Annotated in this window: 16 protein-coding genes; 11 read left to right on the plus strand and 5 right to left on the minus strand. The window is 66.1% G+C overall.

Annotated elements, in window-relative coordinates:
* The first annotated feature begins 280 nt into the window (after window positions 1–280).
* The 6 genes from G342_RS0110845 (at window position 281) to G342_RS0110870 (ending at window position 8,012) form a co-directional block, all read left to right on the plus strand.
* Window positions 281–1,054 (plus strand): DeoR/GlpR family DNA-binding transcription regulator, encoded by a 774-nt coding sequence (locus G342_RS0110845; RefSeq protein WP_018183163.1) that lies wholly within the window; start codon window positions 281–283, stop codon window positions 1,052–1,054.
* A 217-nt stretch (window positions 1,055–1,271) separates the two neighbouring features.
* Window positions 1,272–1,589 (plus strand): N,N-dimethylformamidase alpha subunit family protein, encoded by a 318-nt coding sequence (locus G342_RS0110850; RefSeq protein WP_018183164.1) that lies wholly within the window; start codon window positions 1,272–1,274, stop codon window positions 1,587–1,589.
* Window positions 1,590–1,671: 82 nt separating this feature from the next.
* The gene (locus G342_RS0110855) at window positions 1,672–3,933 is read left to right on the plus strand and encodes a N,N-dimethylformamidase beta subunit family domain-containing protein (protein WP_018183165.1); all 2,262 of its coding nucleotides are present in this window, start codon (window positions 1,672–1,674) and stop codon (window positions 3,931–3,933) included.
* Window positions 3,934–3,961: 28 nt separating this feature from the next.
* Window positions 3,962–5,359, plus strand: coding sequence for an NAD(P)/FAD-dependent oxidoreductase (locus tag G342_RS0110860; RefSeq protein ID WP_018183166.1), 1,398 nt, complete (start codon window positions 3,962–3,964; stop codon window positions 5,357–5,359).
* Window positions 5,352–6,599 carry an NAD(P)/FAD-dependent oxidoreductase gene (locus tag G342_RS0110865; RefSeq protein WP_018183167.1) on the plus strand — a complete coding sequence of 416 codons (1,248 nt, stop codon included), beginning with the start codon at window positions 5,352–5,354 and terminating at the stop codon, window positions 6,597–6,599. The genes G342_RS0110860 and G342_RS0110865 overlap by 8 nt, the downstream gene beginning before the upstream one ends.
* Entirely contained in the window at window positions 6,600–8,012 is a 1,413-nt protein-coding gene (locus G342_RS0110870; protein WP_018183168.1) for an FGGY family carbohydrate kinase, read from the plus strand.
* A 29-nt stretch (window positions 8,013–8,041) separates the two neighbouring features.
* On the opposite strand, the gene G342_RS0110875 is transcribed toward G342_RS0110870, so the two are convergent.
* On the minus strand, window positions 8,042–8,602 hold the full coding sequence (locus G342_RS0110875; protein WP_018183169.1) for a DsbA family protein: 561 nt from the start codon (window positions 8,600–8,602) through the stop codon (window positions 8,042–8,044).
* 318 nt (window positions 8,603–8,920) lie between these two features.
* On the opposite strand from G342_RS0110875, the gene G342_RS0110880 reads away from it, so the two are divergent.
* Together G342_RS0110880 and G342_RS25260 are read left to right on the plus strand one after the other, a co-directional pair.
* Window positions 8,921–11,092 (plus strand): two-component system response regulator, encoded by a 2,172-nt coding sequence (locus G342_RS0110880; RefSeq protein WP_018183170.1) that lies wholly within the window; start codon window positions 8,921–8,923, stop codon window positions 11,090–11,092.
* A 76-nt stretch (window positions 11,093–11,168) separates the two neighbouring features.
* Window positions 11,169–13,580, plus strand: coding sequence for a sensor histidine kinase (locus tag G342_RS25260; protein ID WP_051094195.1), 2,412 nt, complete (start codon window positions 11,169–11,171; stop codon window positions 13,578–13,580).
* 45 nt (window positions 13,581–13,625) lie between these two features.
* On the opposite strand, the gene G342_RS0110890 is transcribed toward G342_RS25260, so the two are convergent.
* Window positions 13,626–14,594: a crotonase/enoyl-CoA hydratase family protein gene (locus tag G342_RS0110890; protein WP_245557259.1), complete on the minus strand. Its 969-nt coding sequence runs from the start codon at window positions 14,592–14,594 to the stop codon at window positions 13,626–13,628.
* 667 nt (window positions 14,595–15,261) lie between these two features.
* Between G342_RS0110890 and G342_RS0110895 the strand changes: the two genes are divergently transcribed.
* The 3 genes from G342_RS0110895 to G342_RS0110905 are packed head-to-tail and all read left to right on the plus strand — an operon-like array spanning window position 15,262 to window position 18,038.
* Entirely contained in the window at window positions 15,262–16,242 is a 981-nt protein-coding gene (locus G342_RS0110895; protein ID WP_018183172.1) for a TIM barrel protein, read from the plus strand.
* Between the two features lie 42 nt (window positions 16,243–16,284).
* Window positions 16,285–17,160 (plus strand): MurR/RpiR family transcriptional regulator, encoded by an 876-nt coding sequence (locus tag G342_RS0110900; protein ID WP_018183173.1) that lies wholly within the window; start codon window positions 16,285–16,287, stop codon window positions 17,158–17,160.
* Window positions 17,157–18,038 (plus strand): PfkB family carbohydrate kinase, encoded by an 882-nt coding sequence (locus G342_RS0110905; protein ID WP_018183174.1) that lies wholly within the window; start codon window positions 17,157–17,159, stop codon window positions 18,036–18,038. The genes G342_RS0110900 and G342_RS0110905 overlap by 4 nt, the downstream gene beginning before the upstream one ends.
* A 27-nt stretch (window positions 18,039–18,065) precedes the next feature.
* Here the strand turns inward: G342_RS0110905 and G342_RS0110910 are convergent, their stop codons facing one another.
* The 3 genes from G342_RS0110910 to G342_RS0110920 all read right to left on the minus strand — a co-directional run bounded on the left by G342_RS0110910 (window position 18,066) and on the right by G342_RS0110920 (window position 21,075).
* Window positions 18,066–18,500, minus strand: coding sequence for an RbsD/FucU family protein (locus G342_RS0110910; protein WP_018183175.1), 435 nt, complete (start codon window positions 18,498–18,500; stop codon window positions 18,066–18,068).
* Window positions 18,501–18,626: 126 nt separating this feature from the next.
* Window positions 18,627–20,180, minus strand: coding sequence for a UxaA family hydrolase (locus G342_RS0110915; RefSeq protein WP_018183176.1), 1,554 nt, complete (start codon window positions 20,178–20,180; stop codon window positions 18,627–18,629).
* A gap of 46 nt (window positions 20,181–20,226) precedes the next feature.
* A complete protein-coding gene (locus G342_RS0110920) occupies window positions 20,227–21,075 on the minus strand; it encodes a sugar phosphate isomerase/epimerase family protein (RefSeq protein WP_026304325.1) in 849 nt (282 codons plus the stop codon).
* Window positions 21,076–21,170: the final 95 nt, after the last annotated feature.

Consider the following 21,170-nt stretch of genomic DNA (forward strand, 5'->3'; position numbering starts at 1 on the left):
GGCCAGCAGCCCGCTGGCGCGTCCGAACGGCAGACTGGTCTTGAGCCGGCGTCGTGGCCCGACCTCTCCGTCGTGCAACGCGCCCTGATAGCCGTTAGCCCGAATATGGTATATGCTATGACCGTTCAGTCAATCCGATCCGCGAGAATTATTTGCCGGCCCAATTTTCGGGCATTTGCCCCGACCGAAGCGCCGCGACCCGGCCAAGTCCGGTCTCTCCGATTGCGGAGGTCCGGGGCGTCGGCTATTTTCCCTCGCCGAGAAACCGTGCGGAAAGCCAATGACATCCAGCCGTTTCAGTCCCGAACAGCGCCGCACCATGATCATGGACATCGCCCGCGAAAAGGGTCGCCTTCTGGTCGAGGATCTCGTCCAGCAATTGTCGGCGTCGAGCGAGACGATCCGGCGCGATCTGAACCATCTGGCCGCCAGCGGCGCGTTGCGGAAATTCCACGGCGGCGCCTGTTTACCGTCCTTGGCCGAGGAAAATCCGTTCTCCATCCGCATGTCGGAGCAAACGGCCGGCAAACGGGCAATCGCTCGCAAGGCCGCCAGCCTGTTCGGCAATGGCGAGACGATGTTCATCGATACCGGGACGACGACGCTGTTCTTCGCCGAGGAACTGGCGCATGTCAGCAATCTTTCGGTCGTCACCAATTCGTCGGCGATCGCCGCGGCCTTGTCCGGTCCCGCCAATAACGTCTTCCTGCTGGGTGGCCTCTATCAGCCCGATGCCGGCCAAACGACCGGCGAGGCGACGATCGAACAAATCAGCAATTTCCGTGCCGCCCATGCCGTGCTGACCATAGGCGCCATTCATGGCCGCAACGGCGTCATGGATTTCTCGCTTGGCGAGGCGCAGGTGGCGCGCGCCATGATCGAGCAGGCCGACCGCGTGACGATCATCGCGGATCATTCCAAGGTCGGGCGCGGCGCCTTTGCGAAGGTTTGCCCGCTCGACGTCATCGACCGCTTCGTCACCGACCTGCGGCCGCCGGCGGAAACCATGGACGCGCTGCTGGGCGCCGGTGTCGAGGTAATCCTGGCCGACTAGGCACCGCCCGCTGATTTCGGGCCGGTGTCGCGCGGCGAGCCGGATCCAGCATTCGTGGATCGGTCGGGCGATTTGATCCTCGATTGACCGTTCGGTCATTGACAATGTTTGTTTCAGTCGTTTCTAATGCCCGAATTGCGAGGCGCCGCCGTTCAGGAGTGGCGGCGCTTCCGGGCGGCGGTCCGGCATGGGCGCGATGCAAGCAGGGAGGGCCCGGATGGCCAAGCAGGATCTGGAACAGCTGATTCAGGGGCGGGATCTGAACGAGCTGGTGGCCGAATTTCGCGCCAAGACGACAGGCCAGCACAGCCCGGCGCTGCAGCGTCTGATCAACCGCATCCGCAGCGAGCCGATGACTGGGAAGCTGGCGCTGCTCTGCACCAAGCCGCACGAGGAATGGCGGCTCGTTCAGATGAACGGGCGCGGCAAGCCGATGACACTGCTCGGCGGCATCTACCATGATCTGAACGATGCCGAATGGGCGATCTTCAAGCTGCGCATGAAGCGGCATTTCGACATCGACCTGCAGGATTGAGCCGTGGCGGCGCCCGCCGCCCGCCCTGACCGAACAACCCGACCGAACGAACGCCGCCGGCGAAGAGTTGGAGACTGGCCCCATGCTGAAGATCACCGGATACGCCGATCGCGTTAGCGCGATGCCCGGCGATGCCATCCGCTTCATGATCAATTGCGAGTATCCCGACTATCAGGCGAGCGTCGTCCGCGTCGTGCAGGGCGATACCGCCCCCGAGGCGCCGCCGGTCAAGCTGGTGCCGGTGCCGGCCGCGATCGATGGCCGCTATCCGGGCCGACCACAGGTCATCCATGCCGGTTCGTTCGGCCGCGTCGATTGCGAGCGTGGCTTTGCCGGCGTTTCGAGCCTGTCGCTGCAGGCGATGATCTTTCCGACCACGCCGCAGAAGGGCCGCCAGGCGATCCTGTCGAAATGGGACGAGGCCGAAGGGCGCGGCATCGCCATGATCGTCGCCGCCGATGGCTCGCTCGGCATCGAGATCTCGGACGGCGCGACGCGCAAGGTCCTGTCGGTCGGCAAGCCGATGCTGTCGCGCCATTGGTACTTCGCCGCCGTCAGCTATGACGCGGTGACCGGCGCGCTGCATGTGCATCAGGAGCCGCAGCACGATTTCCCGACCATCGACGATAGCGGCAGCGCCAGCGATACCGTGCCGGCGGGGCTTTCCTGGCAGAACGCGGCGCCGCTGCTGTTCGCCGCCAGCTGGGGCGGCGAGGATGCCGGCCGCACGATCGGTCGCGCGCTTTACAACGGCAAGATCGACCGGCCGCGCGTCTCTGGCGCCAGCCTGAGCCTCGCCGATATGCAGGCTCTGCGCGGCGATCTCTGGTCCGAGCGTCTCGGCGGCGCGCTGATCGGCGCCTGGGATTTCTCCCGCGACATCCCCGGCATCCGCATGGACGACGTTTCAGGCCGCGAGCATCACGGCGTCGTCGTCAACATGCCGACGCGCGGCGTCACCGGGCACAATTTCACCGGCGAGGACGGCATGTGCTGGAAGGATCGCCCGACGCAATGGTCGGCGATCCACTTCCATGACGACGACATCTACGATGCCGGTTGGCAGGTCGATTTCAGCCTGACCATCCCGGAAGGCATGAAGAGCGGCATCTACGCCGTTCGCATCGAGGCCGAGGGCGAGGAGCAGTTCGTCACCTTCGTCGTCCGGCCGCCGCGCGGCAAGCCGGGCTCGAAGCTCGCCTTCCTGTTCCCGCTCGCGACCTACATGGCCTATGCCAACGAGCATTTCGGCACCAATGACGGCTTGGTCGAACTGCATCTCAACCGGGCGCTGGTGCTGCATCCGCATCAGCAGTTCCTGAACGAGCACCGCGAATACGGCCATTCGCTCTATGATCTGCATTCGGACGGCAGCGGCGTCTGCTATTCCTCGCGACTGCGCCCGGTCCTGAACCTGCGGCCGAAGGTCGAGGCCAATCATGGCGCCGGCCCGTCGCATCTCTGGCTGTTCAACGCCGACACGCACATCACCAGCTGGCTCGAGAATTTTGACCAGGACTATGACGTCATAACCGACGAGGACCTGCACGCCGAAGGGCACGGTCTGCTGCGCGACTATCAGACGGTCGTCACTGCGACCCATCCGGAATATTACACAAAGGAGATGTATGACGCGGTCCATCGCTATACGCATGGCGGCGGCCGGTTGATCTATCTCGGCGGCAACGGCTTCTACTGGCGCATCGCTTATCATGCGACCCAGCCCGGCATCATCGAGGTACGTCGTTCCGAGGGCGGCAGTCGCGCCTGGGAGCCGCCGACGGGCGAGTACTACCACTCCTTCACCGGCGAATATGGTGGCATGTGGCGTCGCCAGGGCAATCGCAGCCCCAACCATCTGGTTGGCGTCGGTTTCACCGCGCAGGGCTTCGACCAGTCGTCGCCCTATCGTCGCGCCGAAGGGGCGGCCGATCCCCGCGCCGCCTTCATCCTTGAAGGCATAGAGGACGAGATCCTCGGCGACTTTGGTCTTACGGGCGGCGGCGCCGCCGGCATGGAGCTCGACCGCCACGATGTCTCGGTCGGTTCGCCGCCGCATTCGCTGGTGATCGCCAGCTCCGGCCCTCATACTGAGGCGCATGTCTTCGTCGTCGAGGACATGCTGTTCAACTTCATGGGCGCCACCGGTGACGTCTGCGACAAGGTCCGCGCCGATCTAGTGTTCTTCGAGACGCCGCAGGGCGGCGCCGTCTTCTCGGTCGGCTCCATCGCCTATTCCGGCGCGCTGCCCTGGAACAACTTCGACAACAACATCTCCAAGCTGACGTTGAATGTGCTGCGCCGGTTCATGGATCCGACGCCGTTCCCGATGCCGACAAGCTGAACCGCGGCAGCGTTCAGAAAGACAGATCATGAAGAGCCAGTCCGGCTTGTTCGATGTCGCCATCATCGGCGGCGGCGTCGTCGGCTGTGCCGTCGCCAGGCGCTTTGCGCTGGACGGCGCGCGCGTCCTGTTGCTCGAGCGGGCGTCCGACATCCTGTCGGGGGCCAGCAAGGCCAACAGCGCGCTGCTGCATACCGGCTTCGACGCGCCGACCGGCAGCCTGGAGCTCGCCTGCATGCAGGCCGGCTACCGGGAGTATTGCGAGATCCGCGAGCGGATGAACCTCCCGCTCCTGGAGACCGGCGCGATGGTCGTCGCCTGGAACGAGGCGGACCTGGTCAGGCTCGACGGCATCAAAGCGCAGGCGCGGGCGAACGGCGTCGATGATGTCCACCTGATGGAGCCGGACGAGGCTCTGACGCGCGAGCCGCATCTGGCGAAGAGCCTGCGCGGCGCGCTGCTGGTGCCCGGCGAACATGTAATCGATCCGTGGTCGGCGCCGCTCGCCTATCTGAAGCAGGCCGTCGCGCATGGCGCCGAAGTGCTCTGCAACGCCGAGGTGCTGTCCGGCCATCTCAACGCCGGCGTCTGGACGCTCGAAACGCCGCGCGGCGCCGTGCAGGCCAAGGCGGTCATCAACTGCGCCGGCCTGTTCGGCGACGAGGTCGAGACGCGGCTGCTCGGCCAGTCCGATTTCACCATCCTGCCGCGGAAGGGCCAGTTCGTCGTCTTCGACAAGGCGGCGAGTGCGCTGCTTACCAGCATCATCCTGCCGGTGCCGAACGAGCGCACCAAGGGCGTCGTGTTGGCGCGCACCATCTTCGGCAATGTGCTGGTCGGCCCGACCGCCGAGGAGCAGCTTGACCGCAACCGCACGGATGTCCGGCAGGAGGCGCTGCGCGAACTGGTCGCCAAGGCCGTCGAGATGGTGCCGGCGCTGGCCGATGTGCCGGTGACGGCGATCTATGCCGGGCTACGGCCGGCGACCGACAGAAAGGAATATCGCGTTTCCTCGAAGCCCGATCAGCGTTGGATCACCCTTGGCGGCATTCGTTCGACGGGCCTGACCGCCGCCCTCGGCATCGCCCGACACGCCGCCAGCCTGCATGCCGGCTTCGGTGAGAGCGGCTTCAGGCCCGTGGCCGATCCAGTCTGGCCGTTCATGCCGAACCTTGCCGAGCATTGCGAACGCGACTGGCAGGCCGACGGCCATGGCGAGATCGTCTGCCATTGCGAACTGGTCACCCGGCGCGAGATCGAGCAGGCGCTCGAAGGGCCGCTGGCCGCCGGCGATGTCGGAGGGCTGAAGCGCCGGACCCGCGCCGGCATGGGCCGCTGCCAGGGCTTCTATTGCCAGGCCCGTATCGCTGCGCTGACCGAGGGAAAATTCGCGGAGCCGCTGGCCGTGGAGAAGGCGGATGACTGAGCCCTTCGAGACCGACGTCGCTATCGTCGGCGGCGGACCGGCCGGCATCGCCGCGGCGCTGGCGTTGCGCCATCACGGTGTCGCGCGCGTCACCATCCTGGAGCGCGAGAACGAGGCGGGCGGCGTGCCGCGCCATTGCGGCCATCCGCCCTTCGGCCTGCGCGAATTCGGCCGCATCCTGTCGGGCCCGGCCTATGCGGCGCGGCTGCGGCTGGAGGCGGCTGGTGCCGGCGTCGAGATCCGGACCAGCACCTCGGTGACGGCGCTGCATCCGGGCGGGCGGCTCGACCTCGCGACGCCCGACGGCACGGCCGAACTCGACGCTCGCCGGGTGATCCTCGCCACCGGCGTTCGGGAAATGCCGCGTTCGGCGCGCCTGATCGCCGGCGACAGGCCGGTCGGCGTCCTCAATACCGGCACGCTGCAGCATGCGATCTATATCGAGCGGCTGAAGCCGTTCCGCCGGCCACTGATCGTCGGCACGGAACTGGTCAGCCTGTCGGCCGTGCTGACCTGTCGGAAGGCCGGCATCCGGCCCGTAGCTGTCGTCGAGGCGGCGTCCCGGCCGACGGCCCGCTGGCCGCTGGCGCTGTTTCCGCGCCTGCTCGGCATTCCGATGCATTATGGCGCGGAGCTTGTCGACATTCGCGGCCGCTCGCGCGTCGAGGCGGTGACGCTGCGACTGGCCGACGGCACGACGCGCGATGTCGATTGCGACGGCGTCCTTCTGACAGGGCGCTTCGTACCCGAATCGGCGCTGGTCCGCCTCAGCCATCTTGATGTCGATATGGGCAGCGGCGGTCCCTCAATCGACCAGTTCGGTCGCTGCAGCGATCCCGCTTATTTTGCCGCCGGCAATCTGCTGCGCCCGGTCGAGACGGCGGGCTGGTCGTTTCGCGAAGGCACGCGCATCGGCGGCATCGTCGCCGACGATCTGGATGGCCACCTCGCTCCGGCCAGGCGGTCGATCCGGATCGCGCGCGGCGAGGGGCTCAAGCTCGCCGTGCCGCAGCGGATCGCGCTGCCATCGGCCGAACCGAGCCTCGGCTGGATCCAGCTTCGCGCCGCCGCCGCCGGCACCGGTGTGCTCAGCGTGAGAGATGGCTCCACCATTCTCTGGGAAAAGCGGCTTTCGATCTTGCCGGAGCGGCGAATTCTCGTTCCTCTGGCGGCACTCCTGAAGGCGGGCGAACGAACCGATACGGTCGAGATCCGCTTCACCAGCGACAAGGTGGACTAGATGCGGCTGGCGGCAATCGATCAGGGGACGACGTCGACGAGGGTGCTGGTGGCGGACGATGCCGGTGGCCGCCAGATCGTCCATTCGCTCCGTCACGCCCAGCACTATCCGCGAGTCGGCTGGGTCGAGCATGACGCGAAGGAGCTGCTCGCCAATGTCGCCGCCTGCATCGAAGCGGCGGGCGCCGTCGACGCCATCGGCATCGACAATCAGGGCGAGAGCTGCCTTGCCTGGGACGCCGTCACGGGCGAACCGCTGTCGCCGGTCATCGTCTGGCAGGACAATCGCACCCAGGACGTCATCGAGCGGCTGCGGGGCGAGGGGGGCGAGGCGCTGACCCTCGCCCGCGCCGGTCTACCGCTCGACCCCTATTTTTCGGCGACGAAGCTGCGCTGGATCCTCGATCACCTGCCGGCGGCACGCACCGCCCATGCGGCGGGAAGATTGCGGCTCGGCACCACGGATGCCTTCTTCCTCGATCGGCTCGCCGGACGCTTCGTCACCGACGCGGCGACCGCCTCGCGCACCTCGCTGATGAACCTCGAGACGCTCGATTGGGACCCGGAACTCTGCCGGCTGTTCGGCGTGCCGGTTGAATGCCTGCCGGAGATTGGGCCCTCGGCCGGTTGCGTCATCGGCATGGCGGGAAATATTCCCGTGACGGCGTCGATCGTCGATCAGCAGGCGGCGCTCTACGGGCATGGCTGCCGCCGGCCGGGGGACGCCAAGATCACCTTCGGCACGGGTGCCTTCGCGCTCGCGGTGACCGGCGACCGGATTGTCCGCAACCCGGCGATCGGGCTGCTGCCGACGGTGGCATGGCGGATCGCGGCGGAGACGGTCTATGCCGTCGATGGCGGCGTCTACGACGCCGGCTCGACGATCGAGTGGCTCGGTCGGATCGGCATCCTGGACAGCGTCGAAGACCTGCAGGTCTTTGAGGGCGGCCCGGCGATCGAGCGCGGGCTCGTCTTCGTGCCGGCCCTGTCCGGTCTCGGCTGTCCGCATTGGGATCGCAGCGCGGCGGGGCTGTGGCTCGGCATGTCGGCCGACACAACGCGGGCGCAGATGAGCCAGTCGGCGCTCGAAGGCATCGCGCTGGCGTGCGCCGACGTGATGCGGGCGATGGCGGCCGAGGTGGCGATCGGCGAGACGTTGTCGATCGATGGCGGTCTGTCGCGCAGCCCCTATTTCGCGCAGTTCCTGGCCGATGCGCTGGGACGCGATATCCGCACGCGCTCGTTCGACGAGCTGACGAGCCTCGGCTGCGCGGCGCTGGCCGGCCTGGCGCTCGGCGTCGAGCTGCCGGAGCGCTCGGGCGGCGACATCGTCTATGCGAGCCGCGATCTCGGCCGCGGACGCTGGCGCGAGCGCTTCGACCAGGCCGTCGCCCGCTCGCGCAACTGGCGCTGACGCAAGGGGCGCCGGGGCGCGGATGCTGCTTACGCTGGCAGCAGGCGCGATACCCAGGCGGACACCGCGTCACCGCTGCTCATGTCGGCTTGGATCAACCCGTCGATCATGAAGGTCGGCGACACATGGATGCCGTTCTGGCGGGCATATTTGCAGTGCCACTTGATCTCGCGGTCGAGATCCGGAATCGCAAAGGCCTCCTTCAGCGCCACGCCGCTATGGCCTTCCAGGCGCTCGATGATCTGGTTCGGCGTCACGTCCATGTTCGGGCCGCCGGCATGGTGGGTGAACTCGAACGCCTCGCGATGGGCGGCGACGGCGGCCATGACCTTCTTCGCGGTTTCCTTGCCACCTTCCAGCGTCGAGGCCGCGAGGATGCAGCGGACGATGACGCCGGAGTACAGGTGCCAGGGCTGCGACTGCAGCCGGATCTTGATCGTGATCCTGTCCTCTCCGGCCTGGGCCAGAAGCTCGTCGAGCTTGTTGAAGACGCGGACGGAATAGGGGCAGGTCGGCTCGAGGAAGACTTCAAAGATGCGCGATCCGGTTCCCCAGACGAGGGGATCGGCGCGCCAGGCAGTCGCTGTCATGAGATGTCCTTTTTCGGGGCTGGGATACGAGAGCGGCGTCGGCCAAGCCTAGGATATCAGTCACGGGAAGGCATGCGGGATCTTGGGGGGCGGCGGTCACTTATCGACAGGCACGTTGCCGGTCAGGCGATCCGAGCCAAAAATCTGGCCAGATTGTCGGGGCACCGCTACCACTTGCCCCTTCGCAGGCGTAAACACATAAGACACATTCGACCGCGCTCCGCGGCCGTCTCGAACTCTAGTGCCATGCGGTCATCGCAGTTCACCGTGTCAATGCTACTGTAAGAGGCCTCCCGTGTGTTCATGGCGCCAGCACTGATGCTCAAGATCCTCATTGTCGACGACAGCTCGACCAATCAGCGCATCTATTCGAAACTGGCCAGGCAACTGGAGACCGATCTCGACATCCGCGCGTTCGGCAATCCGCGCAAGGCGCTTGAATGGCTGGCCGAGAACACGGCCGATCTGATCATCACCGATTACAAGATGCCGACGATGACCGGCGCGGATCTGACCGCCGCCGTGCGGGCCAACGCCCGCAACTGGGACGTCCCGATCATCGTCATCACCGCCTACAGCGACCAGCAATTCAGGGTCACGGCGCTCGAGGCGGGGGCGACGGATTTCCTGCTCAGCCCGGTCGATCATGTCGAATTTCTCGCCCGGGCCAAGAACCTCCTGAAGCTCCGGACCCAGCAGCTTCTCATTGCCAAGCGGGCGGACCTGCTGGAGATGAGCCTGAACGCCAAGGAGCAACTGCTGCGGGAAAGCCGCGAGGCGCTGGCCCAGGTCATTGATACCGTTCCCGCCATGATCAACGCGACGGATCGAGACGGGCGCTGCGTCTTCGTCAATGCCCACCAGGCCGCCTTCTTCGGCAAGGTGCCGGGGGACCTCGTCGGCCAGCCGATCGAGGCGCTGCTCGGCGAGGAGCGGGCGCATATCAGTCGCCGGCTCGACCAGCTCGTGCTGAAGACCGGCCGCTCGATTCCGGCCCGCCAGGAGGATGTGTGGGCGCCGAGCGGCGAACACCGGATCTATCTGACGAGCAAGGCGCCCCTCTATGACGGCATGGGCGAGATCGCCAGTGTCCTCTCGACTTCGATCGACATCACCGAACAGCGCCATGCCGAGCGGCGCCTGCTGCATATCGTCAATCACGATTCGCTCACCGGCCTGCCGAACCGGCTGATGCTGCGCGACCATCTGCGGCGCGAGCTGGCGCGCGGCCGGCGCGGCGACCAGAATTTCGCGCTGCATTTCATCGACCTCGACCGCTTCAAGGCGGTGAACGACGCGCACGGCCATCACCGGGGGGACGAACTGCTGCAACGCGTCGCCGAAGCGCTGTCGGAGCTGGTCGACGAAAATCATACCGTTGCTCGCCTGGGCGGCGATGAATTCGCCATCCTGCAGCCCGATATTGACGGGCCCGATGACGCCGGCCGTCTGGCGCAGGCGATCCTCGACCTGCTCAACAGCGAGGAAGACGGCCCGCTCGCCCTCAATATCGGCGCTAGCATCGGCGTCACGCTCGCCCCGCTGGACGGCACCGACCCGGACGAGCTGCTCAAGAATTCCGACCAGGCGATGTATCTGGCCAAGTCGCTGGGCGGCGGCACCTGGCGCTTCTTCGCGGCCGACATGCGCCCGCGTGCCAGCCAGACCGCGCATCTCGAGAGCGAGCTGAAGGGTGCGCTGTCGCGGCGGGAATTCGTGCTCCACTACCAGCCGCAGATCGATCTCCGTAGCAAGAAGGTGGTCGGTGTCGAGGCGCTGTTGCGTTGGCAGCACCCGCAGCGCGGCCTGCTGGCGCCCGGCTCGTTCCTGGGCCTGGCGGAGGAGACGGGGCTGATCCTGCCCATCAACGAATGGGTGCTGAACGAGGCCTGCCGGCAGGGCGCCGCCTGGCAGACTGCCGGCCTCGGCGATCTGCGCGTCGCCGTCAACATGTCGCCCATCCAGTTCAAGCGTCAGGGCGTGGAAGGCCTGGTCAAGGATGCGCTGCGCGAAAGCGGCATGCGCCCGACCATGCTGGAGCTGGAGCTGACGGAGGGCATTCTGCTCGGTCATGACGAGCAGGTCGTCAAGCAGATGCATGTCCTGCGCTCGCTCGGCGTGACGCTGTCGGTCGACGATTTCGGCACCGGCTATTCGTCGCTGAGCTATCTCCGCAGCTTTCCGCTGAACCGTCTGAAGATCGACCGCTCCTTCGTTCAGGATCTGGGCAGCGATCCCAGCGCGCTGGCGATCGTGCGGACCATCATCGATCTCGGCCACATCCTGCATCTCCATGTTCTCGCCGAGGGCGTCGAGACGGAGCCGCAGCTCTCGCTTCTGCGCCTGGAGGGATGTGACGAGGTGCAGGGCTACCATTTCAGCCGGCCGCTTCCCGCCGACGCTTTCGCCAACTGGTTGATGCAGTATGGCAGCCTGAGCTCCGGGTCCTCGCAGGGCTCGATGGAGAACGAGCATGCGGGCACCGGATAGCGTGCTCCAGACGCTGGCTACACCATTCCGCTGGATGGCTTCACGACTGCGGGGTCGCCCCGATAGCGAACATGAGATGAGCTACAACCGGCTCGTCTTCGCCATCATCATCGTCATCGTGCTGCTGATCTATCGCAGCAGCAGCGACATGGGCGACGCCCTCGACGTCATGGCGCTGTACATACCGCTGGCGCTCGGGGTTCTCGGCCATATCCTGTTTCGCCCTGGCGTATCGCGCGGCCGACGTTTTTTCGCGCTGTTGATGGATTGCGGCTTTCTCTCCTGGCAGCTGCATCTCGGCGGCGAGGTCGCCGCGCTGTTTTTTCCGATCTATCTCTGGGTCATCTTCGGCAACGGCTTCCGCTTCGGACTGACCTGGCTCGCCATCGCGATTCCTGTTGCGACCCTATGTTTCGCCGTCGTCGTCCTGACAACACCATTCTGGTTCGAGCGCTGGCATCTCTCGGTCGGGTTGCTGGCCGGGCTTGTCATCCTGCCGGCCTATGCCGGAACGCTGATCCGCAAGCTCTCGCTAGCCACCCAGGCGGCGGAGGAGGCCAGCCAGGCAAAGAGCCTCTTCCTCGCCAGCGTCAGCCACGAGCTGCGCACGCCGCTTACCGCCATCGTCGGCATGACGGGATTGCTGCGAGCCAGCCCGCTCGTCGCCGAGCAGCGCGACATGGTCGAGACGGTCGATGTCGCTACCCGCTCGCTGCAATCGCTGATCAACAGCCTGCTCGATCTCTCGCGGATCGAGGCCGGGCGCATGCCGGTATCGAACGAGGGGATCGATCTGATCGCGCTGCTCGTCGACGCGCGCCGCCTGGTCGAGAGCCAGGTGCGCGAGCGCGGCCTCAGCTTCGATATCCACGTCACGCCGCGCACGCCGTTGCGCCTGCATGGCAGCCGCCAGCACCTGCACGAGATCCTGGTCAATCTCGTCGGCAACGCCGTGAAGTTCACCCGCGACGGCGGCGTGACCATCGCGGTGGACGGCGAGCCGCAGGAGGATGGCACGCTCCGGCTGGTGATGGAGATCACCGACACCGGCATCGGCATCGCGCCGAAGGACCAGGAGCGGATCTTCGAGGACTTCACCCAGGCCAACCCCAGCATTATGAACCGCTTTGGCGGCACGGGCCTCGGCCTGGCGATCGCGCGGCGCCTGGTAGAGCTGCTTGGCGGCTCGATTTCGGTCGAGAGCGCGCTGGGCGAGGGGAGTACGTTTCGTTTCGATATCGTCGTCTCGACGGTGGCGGATGAAGGCCTGTCGGCGGACGAGCCCTGGCGCGAGCGCGGCGTCGTCCTGGTCTGCCGGGATGTCGCGCCGGTGGCGGAGCTGCTGAGCACCCTTTCCGCGCTTGGCGTCACGCCGATCCTGGCCGATCCGCGCCAGGGGCCGGTGCGCATGTTCCCGCCGCAGGCCGTCAATTCCGTTCGGCTGCTCTACGAACCGGACAGCCATAACCTGCCCATCCCGCCAGCTGGCGCAGCCGGATCGACCCCGAAGGTGGTGCTGGTCCAACCTCAGGCGACGGAGACCCTGCCGGGCCTGGCGACCCGCCAGCGTTGTGCGAGCCTGCTTTCGGTGGACCCGACGGAGACGGAACTGCGCCGGGCGCTGGTCGTCGCCTGCCGGCTGGCCGCGCCGGCCGCCTCGCTCGCCCAGCCCGCGGCGCCGCGTCCGATCCAGCCGAGCCGCCCCCGCCGGGTGCTGCTGGCGGACGACAATCGCATCAACCAGCGGGTGTTCTCCCGCATTCTGGAGGCGGCTGGCCATTCCGTGCTGCTGGCGGAATCGGGAGACCAGGCGCTCGATCTTCTGGAGGAGAAGGCGGACCAGATCGACATCGTGCTGATGGACTTCAACATGCCCGATACGGACGGGCTGGAGGCGACCAAGCTCTATCGCATGATGGCAACCGGCGACCGGCGGCTTCCCATCGTCGGCCTGACCGCCGATGCGACCGCCATGACCGACAATCGCTGGCGCGATGCCGGCATGGATGATTGCCTGATCAAGCCGGTCGAGCCTGCCAGCCTGTTGGCGGCGATCGACAGGATCGCCCGCGAGGAGCCCGGCAGGCCGGCCCGCAACGAGCCGCGGCTGACCCTGGTTCGCAACGATGTCCTGCCCAGCCTGGATGAGAATGCGGTCGAGAAGCTGCAGAGGCTCGGCAATGCGGAATTCGTGCGCGAGCTGATGGAGGACTATCTGGTCGACGCCGAGGTGATGCTCGACCGGTTGGTGCAGAGCGCCTGCCAGGGCGATCTGGAGGCTTTCCGCAGCGATGACCACGCGCTGCAGAGCAGCTCGGCCAATATGGGTGCGCTGGCGCTCGGCAGTATCTGCGCGCCCTGGCGGGGCCTGCGTGGCGATGAGCTGCAGGCCCGTGCCGCGGAGTTCACGCGGCAAGCCAGGGCGGAGCTGAGGCGGACGCAAAAAGCCATGCGCGCCTATTCGGCGCGCGAGGCGGGCCTGGGCTGACGGATGGCTGGCGATGCGCCCGCCGGGGCGCATCGCCAATCCACCTCATTCGGCAGCCACGAGAACGGGTATCTCCGCCTGCAGCGACGCGAGGCGGCGGTTCTGGGCCGAGCAGAGCCGGTCCATCTTGCGCAGGTCGGCTTCCGTCAGGTTCAGCGCCGCTTCGGCCCAGATGTCGACGACGTCGATGAGCTCCTCGAGCGTCACCGGGTTGACGCGCCGGCGAGCCTTGTAGAGGGCGTGGTGGGCGTTGTGCTTGCGGTTGTGGCGGGCGATGTAGTCGAGTACGGCCGCCTGTCCCTGTCCGTCCTCGGCCAGGACATCCACGACACCCATGTCGTGCAACTCCTCGGCGGTATGGACGCGGCCCGACAGGATCAGCGCTTCTGCCTTGTCGCGGGACATGCGCCGCGACAGGAAGCTGTAGGCGCCCATGCCGGGGAACATGTTGAACAGGATTTCTGGCAGGCCCATCTTGGCGCTGCGCTCCGCCACGATCAGATCGAAGGACAGCGCGTGCTCGAACCCGCCACCGAGCGCATCGCCCTGCACCAGGGCCATGGTGACGACCGGCGCGTCGAAGGCCACGGCGTTGCGGTGAATGGCCTCGACCGCGACATGGCCATAGTGGCGCATGGCGTTCAGATCCCGGCTGCGGATGCGCTGCGCGAAATGCCCGAGATCGCCGCCGAGATTGTAGATGCCCGGCACGCCGGAAGCCATCACGAACCAGGAGAAGGGCGCGGCGGCCGGGCTGGGCAGGGTGGAGAAGGTCTGGGTGATCGCCGTCTGCATCCGGCTGATGTCGTGCATCAGTTCATGGGTGTAGGAGGGCTTGCCCACCGGCTCCATGTAGCACCAGCAGGTCGAGTTGACCGTATCGATATCGATATGAAGGTTGTCATAGCCGATATCGCGGATCGCCCGGGTGGCCTCGGCCATGGCCTGACTGCCGGAGCCGGGGCCCATGCTGCTGAGAGCAACGGGGTCGTTGTTCATGCGAAGGGATGTCATCTTCTTTCTCCATCTGCGGAATAAAAACTAAGGACGCGGAACGCGGGACGCGGGAGGGTGCCGCTGGGGACAGCCAGCAACACATTAGGCTCAAGACACAGGACGAGAGCCAGCGAGTAGCGGGCCTTCGAAACTGGCCCTGACCGCCAATAGGTAGTCCATCCCGTGTGTCGGCCTGAGGACCGATCGGCATAGAGCCCTGGATGGCGGGAAGAGCCGCCGAGGTCCTCACCGCTGGACGACGTCGCCCGCGCTTCGAACCGCTACCTGAATACGGTGACGAAAGCGCCCATAGTGAGGGGCAGAAACGATCGCATGCCCGCCGCCGAATTTCGATCACGATGCCGACAGGGGCGTCGGCGAGCGGATGCGCGGAGACTTGCATTCCCGGACGCATGAAGCAGGATCCGCGCCAGGCGGGTTCGCGTCGCGCTGCAAGCCTGCCGCTAAGGCATGGCTGCCGCTGCTGATCGGAGTTACCGGCATTTTTCTGACCGGCCTCGTCGCAGCGGCTAGCGTGCAGCCGCTGAGGGCAACGGAGCGCGAACACGATCCATGAACGGGTCTGGCTGGCAGCCGCCCGAGGCATATTTTACTTTACAGGAATATCTTCTCGTGTGAAGTTTGGCTCTCATCCGGCAAAACAGGGGATCCTTCCGTGACCCGATTGCGCTTCGCCACTCGCCTGAATTCCTTTGCCTCGCGCGCCGAGGCTGAATGGCCGGATCTCAAGGGCAAGCCGAGCGTGTTGCAGATGGCGGCGCGGGCCGCCAGGGTCGACGGTCTGACGGATCTGGACCTGAACTATCCCGATCACGTCGACGACAATCCGCGCGTTCTCGCACAACGGCTGGGGGATCTGGGCCTGGCAGTGAATGGCTTCGCCATGCGTTACTATACCAATCCCGCCTTCAAGCTCGGCGCCTTCACCCATCCGGACCGGAACGTCCGCCGCGAGGCGATCGAACTGACCAAGCGCGGCATCGATGCTACCCGCCAGGCCGGGTCGAAGCTAATGACGATCTGGCTCGGTCAGGACGGCTTCGATTACGCGTTTCAGGCCGACTATGATCGGCTGTGGCAACACGAGATCGATGGAATTCGTGAAGTATGCGCGCATGACCCCGATTGTTGGATCAGCATCGAATACAAGCCGAACGAGCCGCGCTCCTACAGCCTGATACCCGATTGCGCCACGGCGCTGCTCGCGATCCAGGAGGCGGGGTCGCCCAATCTGGGCGTGACGCTGGATTTCGCGCATGTGCTCTATGCCGACGAGCAGCCAGCTTTCGCGGCGGCGATGATTGCGCGCCACAGCCGACTTCTCGGCGTGCACCTGAATGACGGCTATGCGAAACGCGATGACGGCCTGATGGTGGGCGCCGTCCATTCGGTCCAGACGATCGAGCTGCTCCGCCAGATCCGGCGCGATGGCTATGACGGCGCCATCTATTTCGACACCTTCCCCGACATGACGGGGCTGGATCCGGTGCACGAATGCCAGGTCAACATCCAGACCGTCCGCCGCATGCTGGCGATCGTCGATCGGCTGGAGCGCGACAACCGGCTGGTCGAGGCGATCGATCGCCAGGACGCGGTGTCGTCGCAGGGCATTGTTCAGGAAGCCATGCTGGGGCCCGACGCCTAGATCCGGTTGCGCGCTGCCGCCTGCGCCGGAAGGGAGGATCCAATGAACCCGGTCGATCTGCAGCCCAATTCTGTCGGGCCGCGCATCCGGATGATGATGCCGCTGCTGACGCCGCGCGAGGCTCACGTCGTCGAGACGGTGTTCGCCATGCCTGATTTCGGCATGGATACGTCGCTGAAGCGGATCGCCGCCGCGGCGGATGTTTCCGAGGCCATGGTAGTCAAGATCACCAAGAAGCTGGGTTTTGACGGCTATAGAGCCTTTCGCGCCGCGGTGGCGCAGTACAACCGGCTGCCGGCGGCGGCGATGCATCAGGAATTGTCGCCCGAGGACACGTCGCGGGATATCGTCCAGAAGGTGTTCCGCACCTCGATCAAGGCGCTCGAGGAGACGTTGTCGATCCTCGACATTGACGCCTTCGACCGTGCCGTCGATGCGCTTCATGTGGCGCGCCAGCGCGATTTCTACGGCGTCGGCGGATCCGCGCAGATCGCCCGCGATGTCGGCCACAAATTCCTCCGCATCGGGGTGCGCGCCAGCGTCCATGACGACGCCCACATGATGCTGATGTCGGCCGCCCTGCTCGGGCCGTCCGATCTCGCGATCGGCTTCTCGCATTCCGGCAATACGGCGGCGGTGATCGAGGCGATCCAGCTCGCCCGTCGAAACGGCGCCCGGACCATCGCCATCACCAATTACGAGCGCTCGCCGCTGGCCAGGCAGGCGGACATCGTCCTGTGCTCGACGGCGCAGGGATCGCCGCTGATGGGGGAGAACGCCGCCGCCCGGATCGCCCAGTTGAATATTCTCGACGCCGTGTTCGTCGCGGTGGCGCAGCGAGATTACGAGCGGTCGCAACAGAACCTTGAAATGACCATGTCCGCCGTCGCATCGAACCGCAGAGACAGGACCCCATGACCGAGCCCGCGCCCTTTGTCGTCGTCTTCGGCAGCCTGCACTACGACATTATCGTCGACAGCCCGGCGCGCCCGCGAAAGGGCGAAACCATCGCGGGGCATTCATGGCAGCCGAAATGCGGCGGCAAGGGCGGCAACCAGGCGGTCGCCGCCGCTGGCGCCGGCGCGCGAAGCGCCATGATCGGCGCGGTGGCGCAGGATGATTTCGGCCGCACCCTGCTGGGGAACCTGGCGGCCCGGGGCGTGGATCCTCGGTTCGTGCGGATTTCCCCGGGCACTTCGACCGGCATGAGCGTCGCCATCTGCGACAGCGACGGCGACTATGGCGCGGTGATCGTCTCGGGCGCCAACCTCTCGCTTTCCGAGCATGACGTCCTGACGGCGTGCGAACTCTTTGCCCGGGGCAACATCCTCGTCCTGCAGAACGAGGTGCCGGATACGGCCAACGCCGCCGCCGCGGCGGCGATGAAGGCGGCGGGTGGTCTCGTCATCCTGAACGCGGCGCCGGCCCGGGTGCCCTCGGAAGGCCTGGCGTCCTGTGTCGATATCCTGGTCGTCAACGCCATCGAGGCGGAACTGCTGGCCGGCGTTCCGGTCGTCGAGAGCCTGAAGGGCGCACAGGCGGCGGCTCGCATCCTGGCGGGCAGCTATCCGACGGCCGTCGTCACTGTTGGCGACAAGGGAGTTGCCTCTGCCACCGTGCAAGGCGAGGCGATCGCTATCGAGGCAATCCCGGTCGAGCTGGTCAGCACCCATGGCGCCGGCGATGAGTTCATTGGCGTTCTGGCGGCATGCCTCCTGCGTGGCGACCACCTGGCGGAGGCGCTGGCACGGGCCAATCGCGCCGCCGCCGATCTGGTCAGCAGGCCCGCCGCCTGAGGCGGCGCGCTCCGCCGGGTCGTGGCGTCATGCGGCCGGGGGGACGATGCCCTTCTTCAGGATCAGATTGCCATATTGGCGGGTTTCGCCGGTCTGGATGATGGCGTAGCCGGAATTGGCGCGCTCGTAGAAGGCGAAGCGCTCCAGCGAGTGCACCTTGTGCGTCGGCTCGTGCTTCCGGACGATCGCCTCGAACTCGTCGACGATCGGCTCGCGCCGGTCGGGATCGCCGACCACCTGCATCGAGATCGCCGCGACTTCGTCATACTGGTCGAGCGGCAGCAGCGACAGCACCGCCTCCAGCACCTGCGGCGCCGTCGCCGCGTCGATGCGGATCAGGTCCGGGCCGGCGCTGGAGGCCGGATAGTTGGCGTCGACGATGGTGATCTCGTCGCCGTGCCCCATGGCGCGCAGCGTCCACAGCAGGTCGGGGCTGAGGATGGGCGAAAGTCCCTTCAGCATGTCTCTCTCCTTGAATGAATTCCGTCTCGCGCGGCGCAGTCGCGACGGGTCGCCCGGTCCGCCCAGACGATGCGGCGTTCTGGAACGGACCGGGCTCCCTTCAGCCCCCAGGGGCCAAGGGTGATGCTAGAACGTCGCGCCCAGCTGCCACGGCACGAATTCGTTGTCGCCATAGCCGAGCAGTTCGGACTTGCTCTTCTTGCCCGAGGCGACGGCGAGGATCTCGTCGAAGATCTCCTGGCCCTTGGCTTCAAGCGAGCCGCCGTCGAGCACGTCGCCGCCATTGATGTCCATGTCGTCGATCATCTTGGCGTAGATCTCGGAATTGGTGGCGATCTTGATCGACGGCGTCGGCTTGCAGCCATAGGCGGAGCCGCGGCCGGTGGTGAAGCAGAGGACGTTGGCGCCACCCGCCACCTGGCCGGTCGCCGAGACCGGGTCATAGCCGGGCGTGTCCATGAACACGAAGCCCTTCTCGGTCACCGGCTCGGCATAGCCATAGACGGCAGTGAGCGGTGAGGTGCCGCCCTTGGCAGCGGCGCCGAGCGACTTCTCGAGAATGGTGGTCAGCCCGCCCTGCTTGTTGCCGGGTGACGGATTGTTGTTCATTTCCATGAGGTTGCGTGTCGCGTAGTCTTCCCACCAATGGATGATGTCGACCAGCTTCTGCCCAACCTCGGGCGTCACGGCGCGGCGGGTGAGCAGATGCTCGGCGCCGTAGATCTCGGGGGTCTCGGAGAGAATGGCGGTGCCGCCATTGCGGACGAGGATGTCGGCGGCGACGCCGAGCGACGGATTGGCGGTGATGCCGGAATAGCCGTCGGAGCCGCCGCATTGCAGCGCCAGCATCAGTTCGCTTGCCGGCACGGTCTCGCGTTTCACCGCGTTGACGATCGGCAGCATCGCCCTGACCGCCTCGACGCCGGCGTCGACCGTCTTGCGCGTGCCGCCGACCTCCTGGATCGTCATCGTCCGGAAGGTCTCGCTCTCCTCGATCCGGTACGCATCCTTGAAGCGCGGGATCTGGAAACCCTCGCAGCCAAGGCCGACCATGACCACGCCGCCCATGTTCGGGTTGGTCGCATAGCCCCAGGTGGTGCGCTTCAGCGTGTCGAAGATGACGCCGCGATAGTCGATGACGCAGCCATTCGCCTGCTTCAGCGCGACGATGCCGTCGATGTTCGGATAGTCGTTCAGGATGCCCGAGCGCTCGATCTCGGTGGCGATGAAGCCGGCGACCGTCGTCGAGCAGTTCACCGAGGTGAGGATTCCGACATAGTTGCGGGTGCCGACCTTGCCGTTGGCGCGACGGTAGCCCTGGAACGTCGCCTGGAATTCGGGCGACACATATTCGGTAGGCACCACGCCCTGGCCGAAGGCATAGTCGCGCGCGAAGGCGCCGTGTTCCTCGCCGATACCGCAATTGTGCTCGTGCACCCAGTCGCCGGCGGCGATGTCACTCTTGGCGAAGCCGATGATCTGGCCGAATTTCACCACCGGTTCGTCGGCGGCGATCGGACGGAGCGCGAATTTGTGGCCGCGTGGCACGCGGCGGATGATCTGGACACCTTGCGCCGTGGTGACGCCGACATCGAGATTGCCCAGCGCCACGGCGATGTTGTCCTGGCCATGGAGGACAAGCGTCCGCGGCTGGGCAGGAAGGGGGGCGGCGTCGTTCATGTAAATTCCCTCGCGGCGCGTCGATGGCCGCTCTTCAATGTCAGCATCAGGCGGCACGCCAGCCGTCGCGGATCAGCGTGTAGCCGTCGCTGTAGACTTCGGTCGCGGTGGGGAAGAGATCGCGCCAGACGCGCGTCGCCGCCGCGAGCAACGGCATCGAACGGCCGAACGCCTCGATGGTGATCCAGCCATCATAGTCGACCGCCTTCAGCGCCTTGAAAGTGGCGGCGAAATCGACATGGCCCTTGCCCGGCGTGCCGCGGTCGTTCTCCGAGACATGCACATGCGCCAGATGCGGCGCGATGGCGGCGACGGCGGCGATCGGATCCTTCTCCTCGATATTGGCGTGGAAGGTATCGTACATGCCGGCGACGTTCGGATGATCGACATCCGCCAGATAGCCGGCGAGATCGCGCATCGTGTTGACGAAATAGCATTCGAAACGGTTGACCGCCTCCAGCACCAGCGTGATGCCGCGCGCCTTCGCCATGTCACCCGCGTCCCGATGGAAGGCGATGCCGCGCGCCCGCTCGTCGGCCGTCGGCGCGTCGCCGGAGAAATGGCCGAGCGTCGAATGCAGGGGGCCGCCGACCACCTTCGCGCCGAGCGCGGCCGAGCAGTCGAGGATCCATTGCATATGGCGGCGCCCCGCCTCCTGCTGGCTCGCCTCGGCGCCGATCGGGTTCATCTCGGTGCCGGGGAACAGCGCGATCACGGTGCGGTCCAAGCCGAGGCGGTCGAGCTCGCGACCGAGTTCGGCATAGTGCTCTGGCGTGCCCTCGAAGATCGGGATCTCGACGCCGTCATAGCCGCAGCGTTTCAGATCCTCGAGGATCGGCCAGTGCCGAGGCTCGACATGGGCCGTCCAGAGCAGGAGGTTGAAGCCGATCTTCATGGCGGTCGTCTCTTCCAGAGCGTTTTCGAGCGAAGTGGAACCGGTTCGCGTGAAGAAATCGCGACCCAACAAAAGGCTCGCCGTCGCTGGGCAAG

It is taken from the genome of Kaistia granuli DSM 23481, assembly GCF_000380505.1.
GTDB lineage: Bacteria > Pseudomonadota > Alphaproteobacteria > Rhizobiales > Kaistiaceae > Kaistia > Kaistia granuli.

Bases quoted from the DNA above. Each gene is read 5' to 3' on its own strand.
- G342_RS0110875 (WP_018183169.1), bottom strand. From the start codon at position 8,602: ATGACAGCGACTGCCTGGCGCGCCGATCCCCTCGTCTGGGGAACCGGA.
- G342_RS0110915 (WP_018183176.1), bottom strand. From the start codon at position 20,180: ATGAACGACGCCGCCCCCCTTCCTGCCCAGCCGCGGACGCTTGTCCTC.
- G342_RS0110865 (WP_018183167.1), top strand. From the start codon at position 5,352: ATGACTGAGCCCTTCGAGACCGACGTCGCTATCGTCGGCGGCGGACCG.
- G342_RS0110880 (WP_018183170.1), top strand. From the start codon at position 8,921: ATGCTCAAGATCCTCATTGTCGACGACAGCTCGACCAATCAGCGCATC.
- G342_RS0110900 (WP_018183173.1), top strand. From the start codon at position 16,285: ATGAACCCGGTCGATCTGCAGCCCAATTCTGTCGGGCCGCGCATCCGG.
- G342_RS0110845 (WP_018183163.1), top strand. From the start codon at position 281: ATGACATCCAGCCGTTTCAGTCCCGAACAGCGCCGCACCATGATCATG.
- G342_RS0110920 (WP_026304325.1), bottom strand. From the start codon at position 21,075: ATGAAGATCGGCTTCAACCTCCTGCTCTGGACGGCCCATGTCGAGCCT.
- G342_RS0110910 (WP_018183175.1), bottom strand. From the start codon at position 18,500: ATGCTGAAGGGACTTTCGCCCATCCTCAGCCCCGACCTGCTGTGGACG.
- G342_RS0110850 (WP_018183164.1), top strand. From the start codon at position 1,272: ATGGCCAAGCAGGATCTGGAACAGCTGATTCAGGGGCGGGATCTGAAC.
- G342_RS0110890 (WP_245557259.1), bottom strand. From the start codon at position 14,594: ATGACATCCCTTCGCATGAACAACGACCCCGTTGCTCTCAGCAGCATG.
- G342_RS0110870 (WP_018183168.1), top strand. From the start codon at position 6,600: ATGCGGCTGGCGGCAATCGATCAGGGGACGACGTCGACGAGGGTGCTG.
- G342_RS0110860 (WP_018183166.1), top strand. From the start codon at position 3,962: ATGAAGAGCCAGTCCGGCTTGTTCGATGTCGCCATCATCGGCGGCGGC.
- G342_RS25260 (WP_051094195.1), top strand. From the start codon at position 11,169: ATGAGCTACAACCGGCTCGTCTTCGCCATCATCATCGTCATCGTGCTG.
- G342_RS0110905 (WP_018183174.1), top strand. From the start codon at position 17,157: ATGACCGAGCCCGCGCCCTTTGTCGTCGTCTTCGGCAGCCTGCACTAC.
- G342_RS0110855 (WP_018183165.1), top strand. From the start codon at position 1,672: ATGCTGAAGATCACCGGATACGCCGATCGCGTTAGCGCGATGCCCGGC.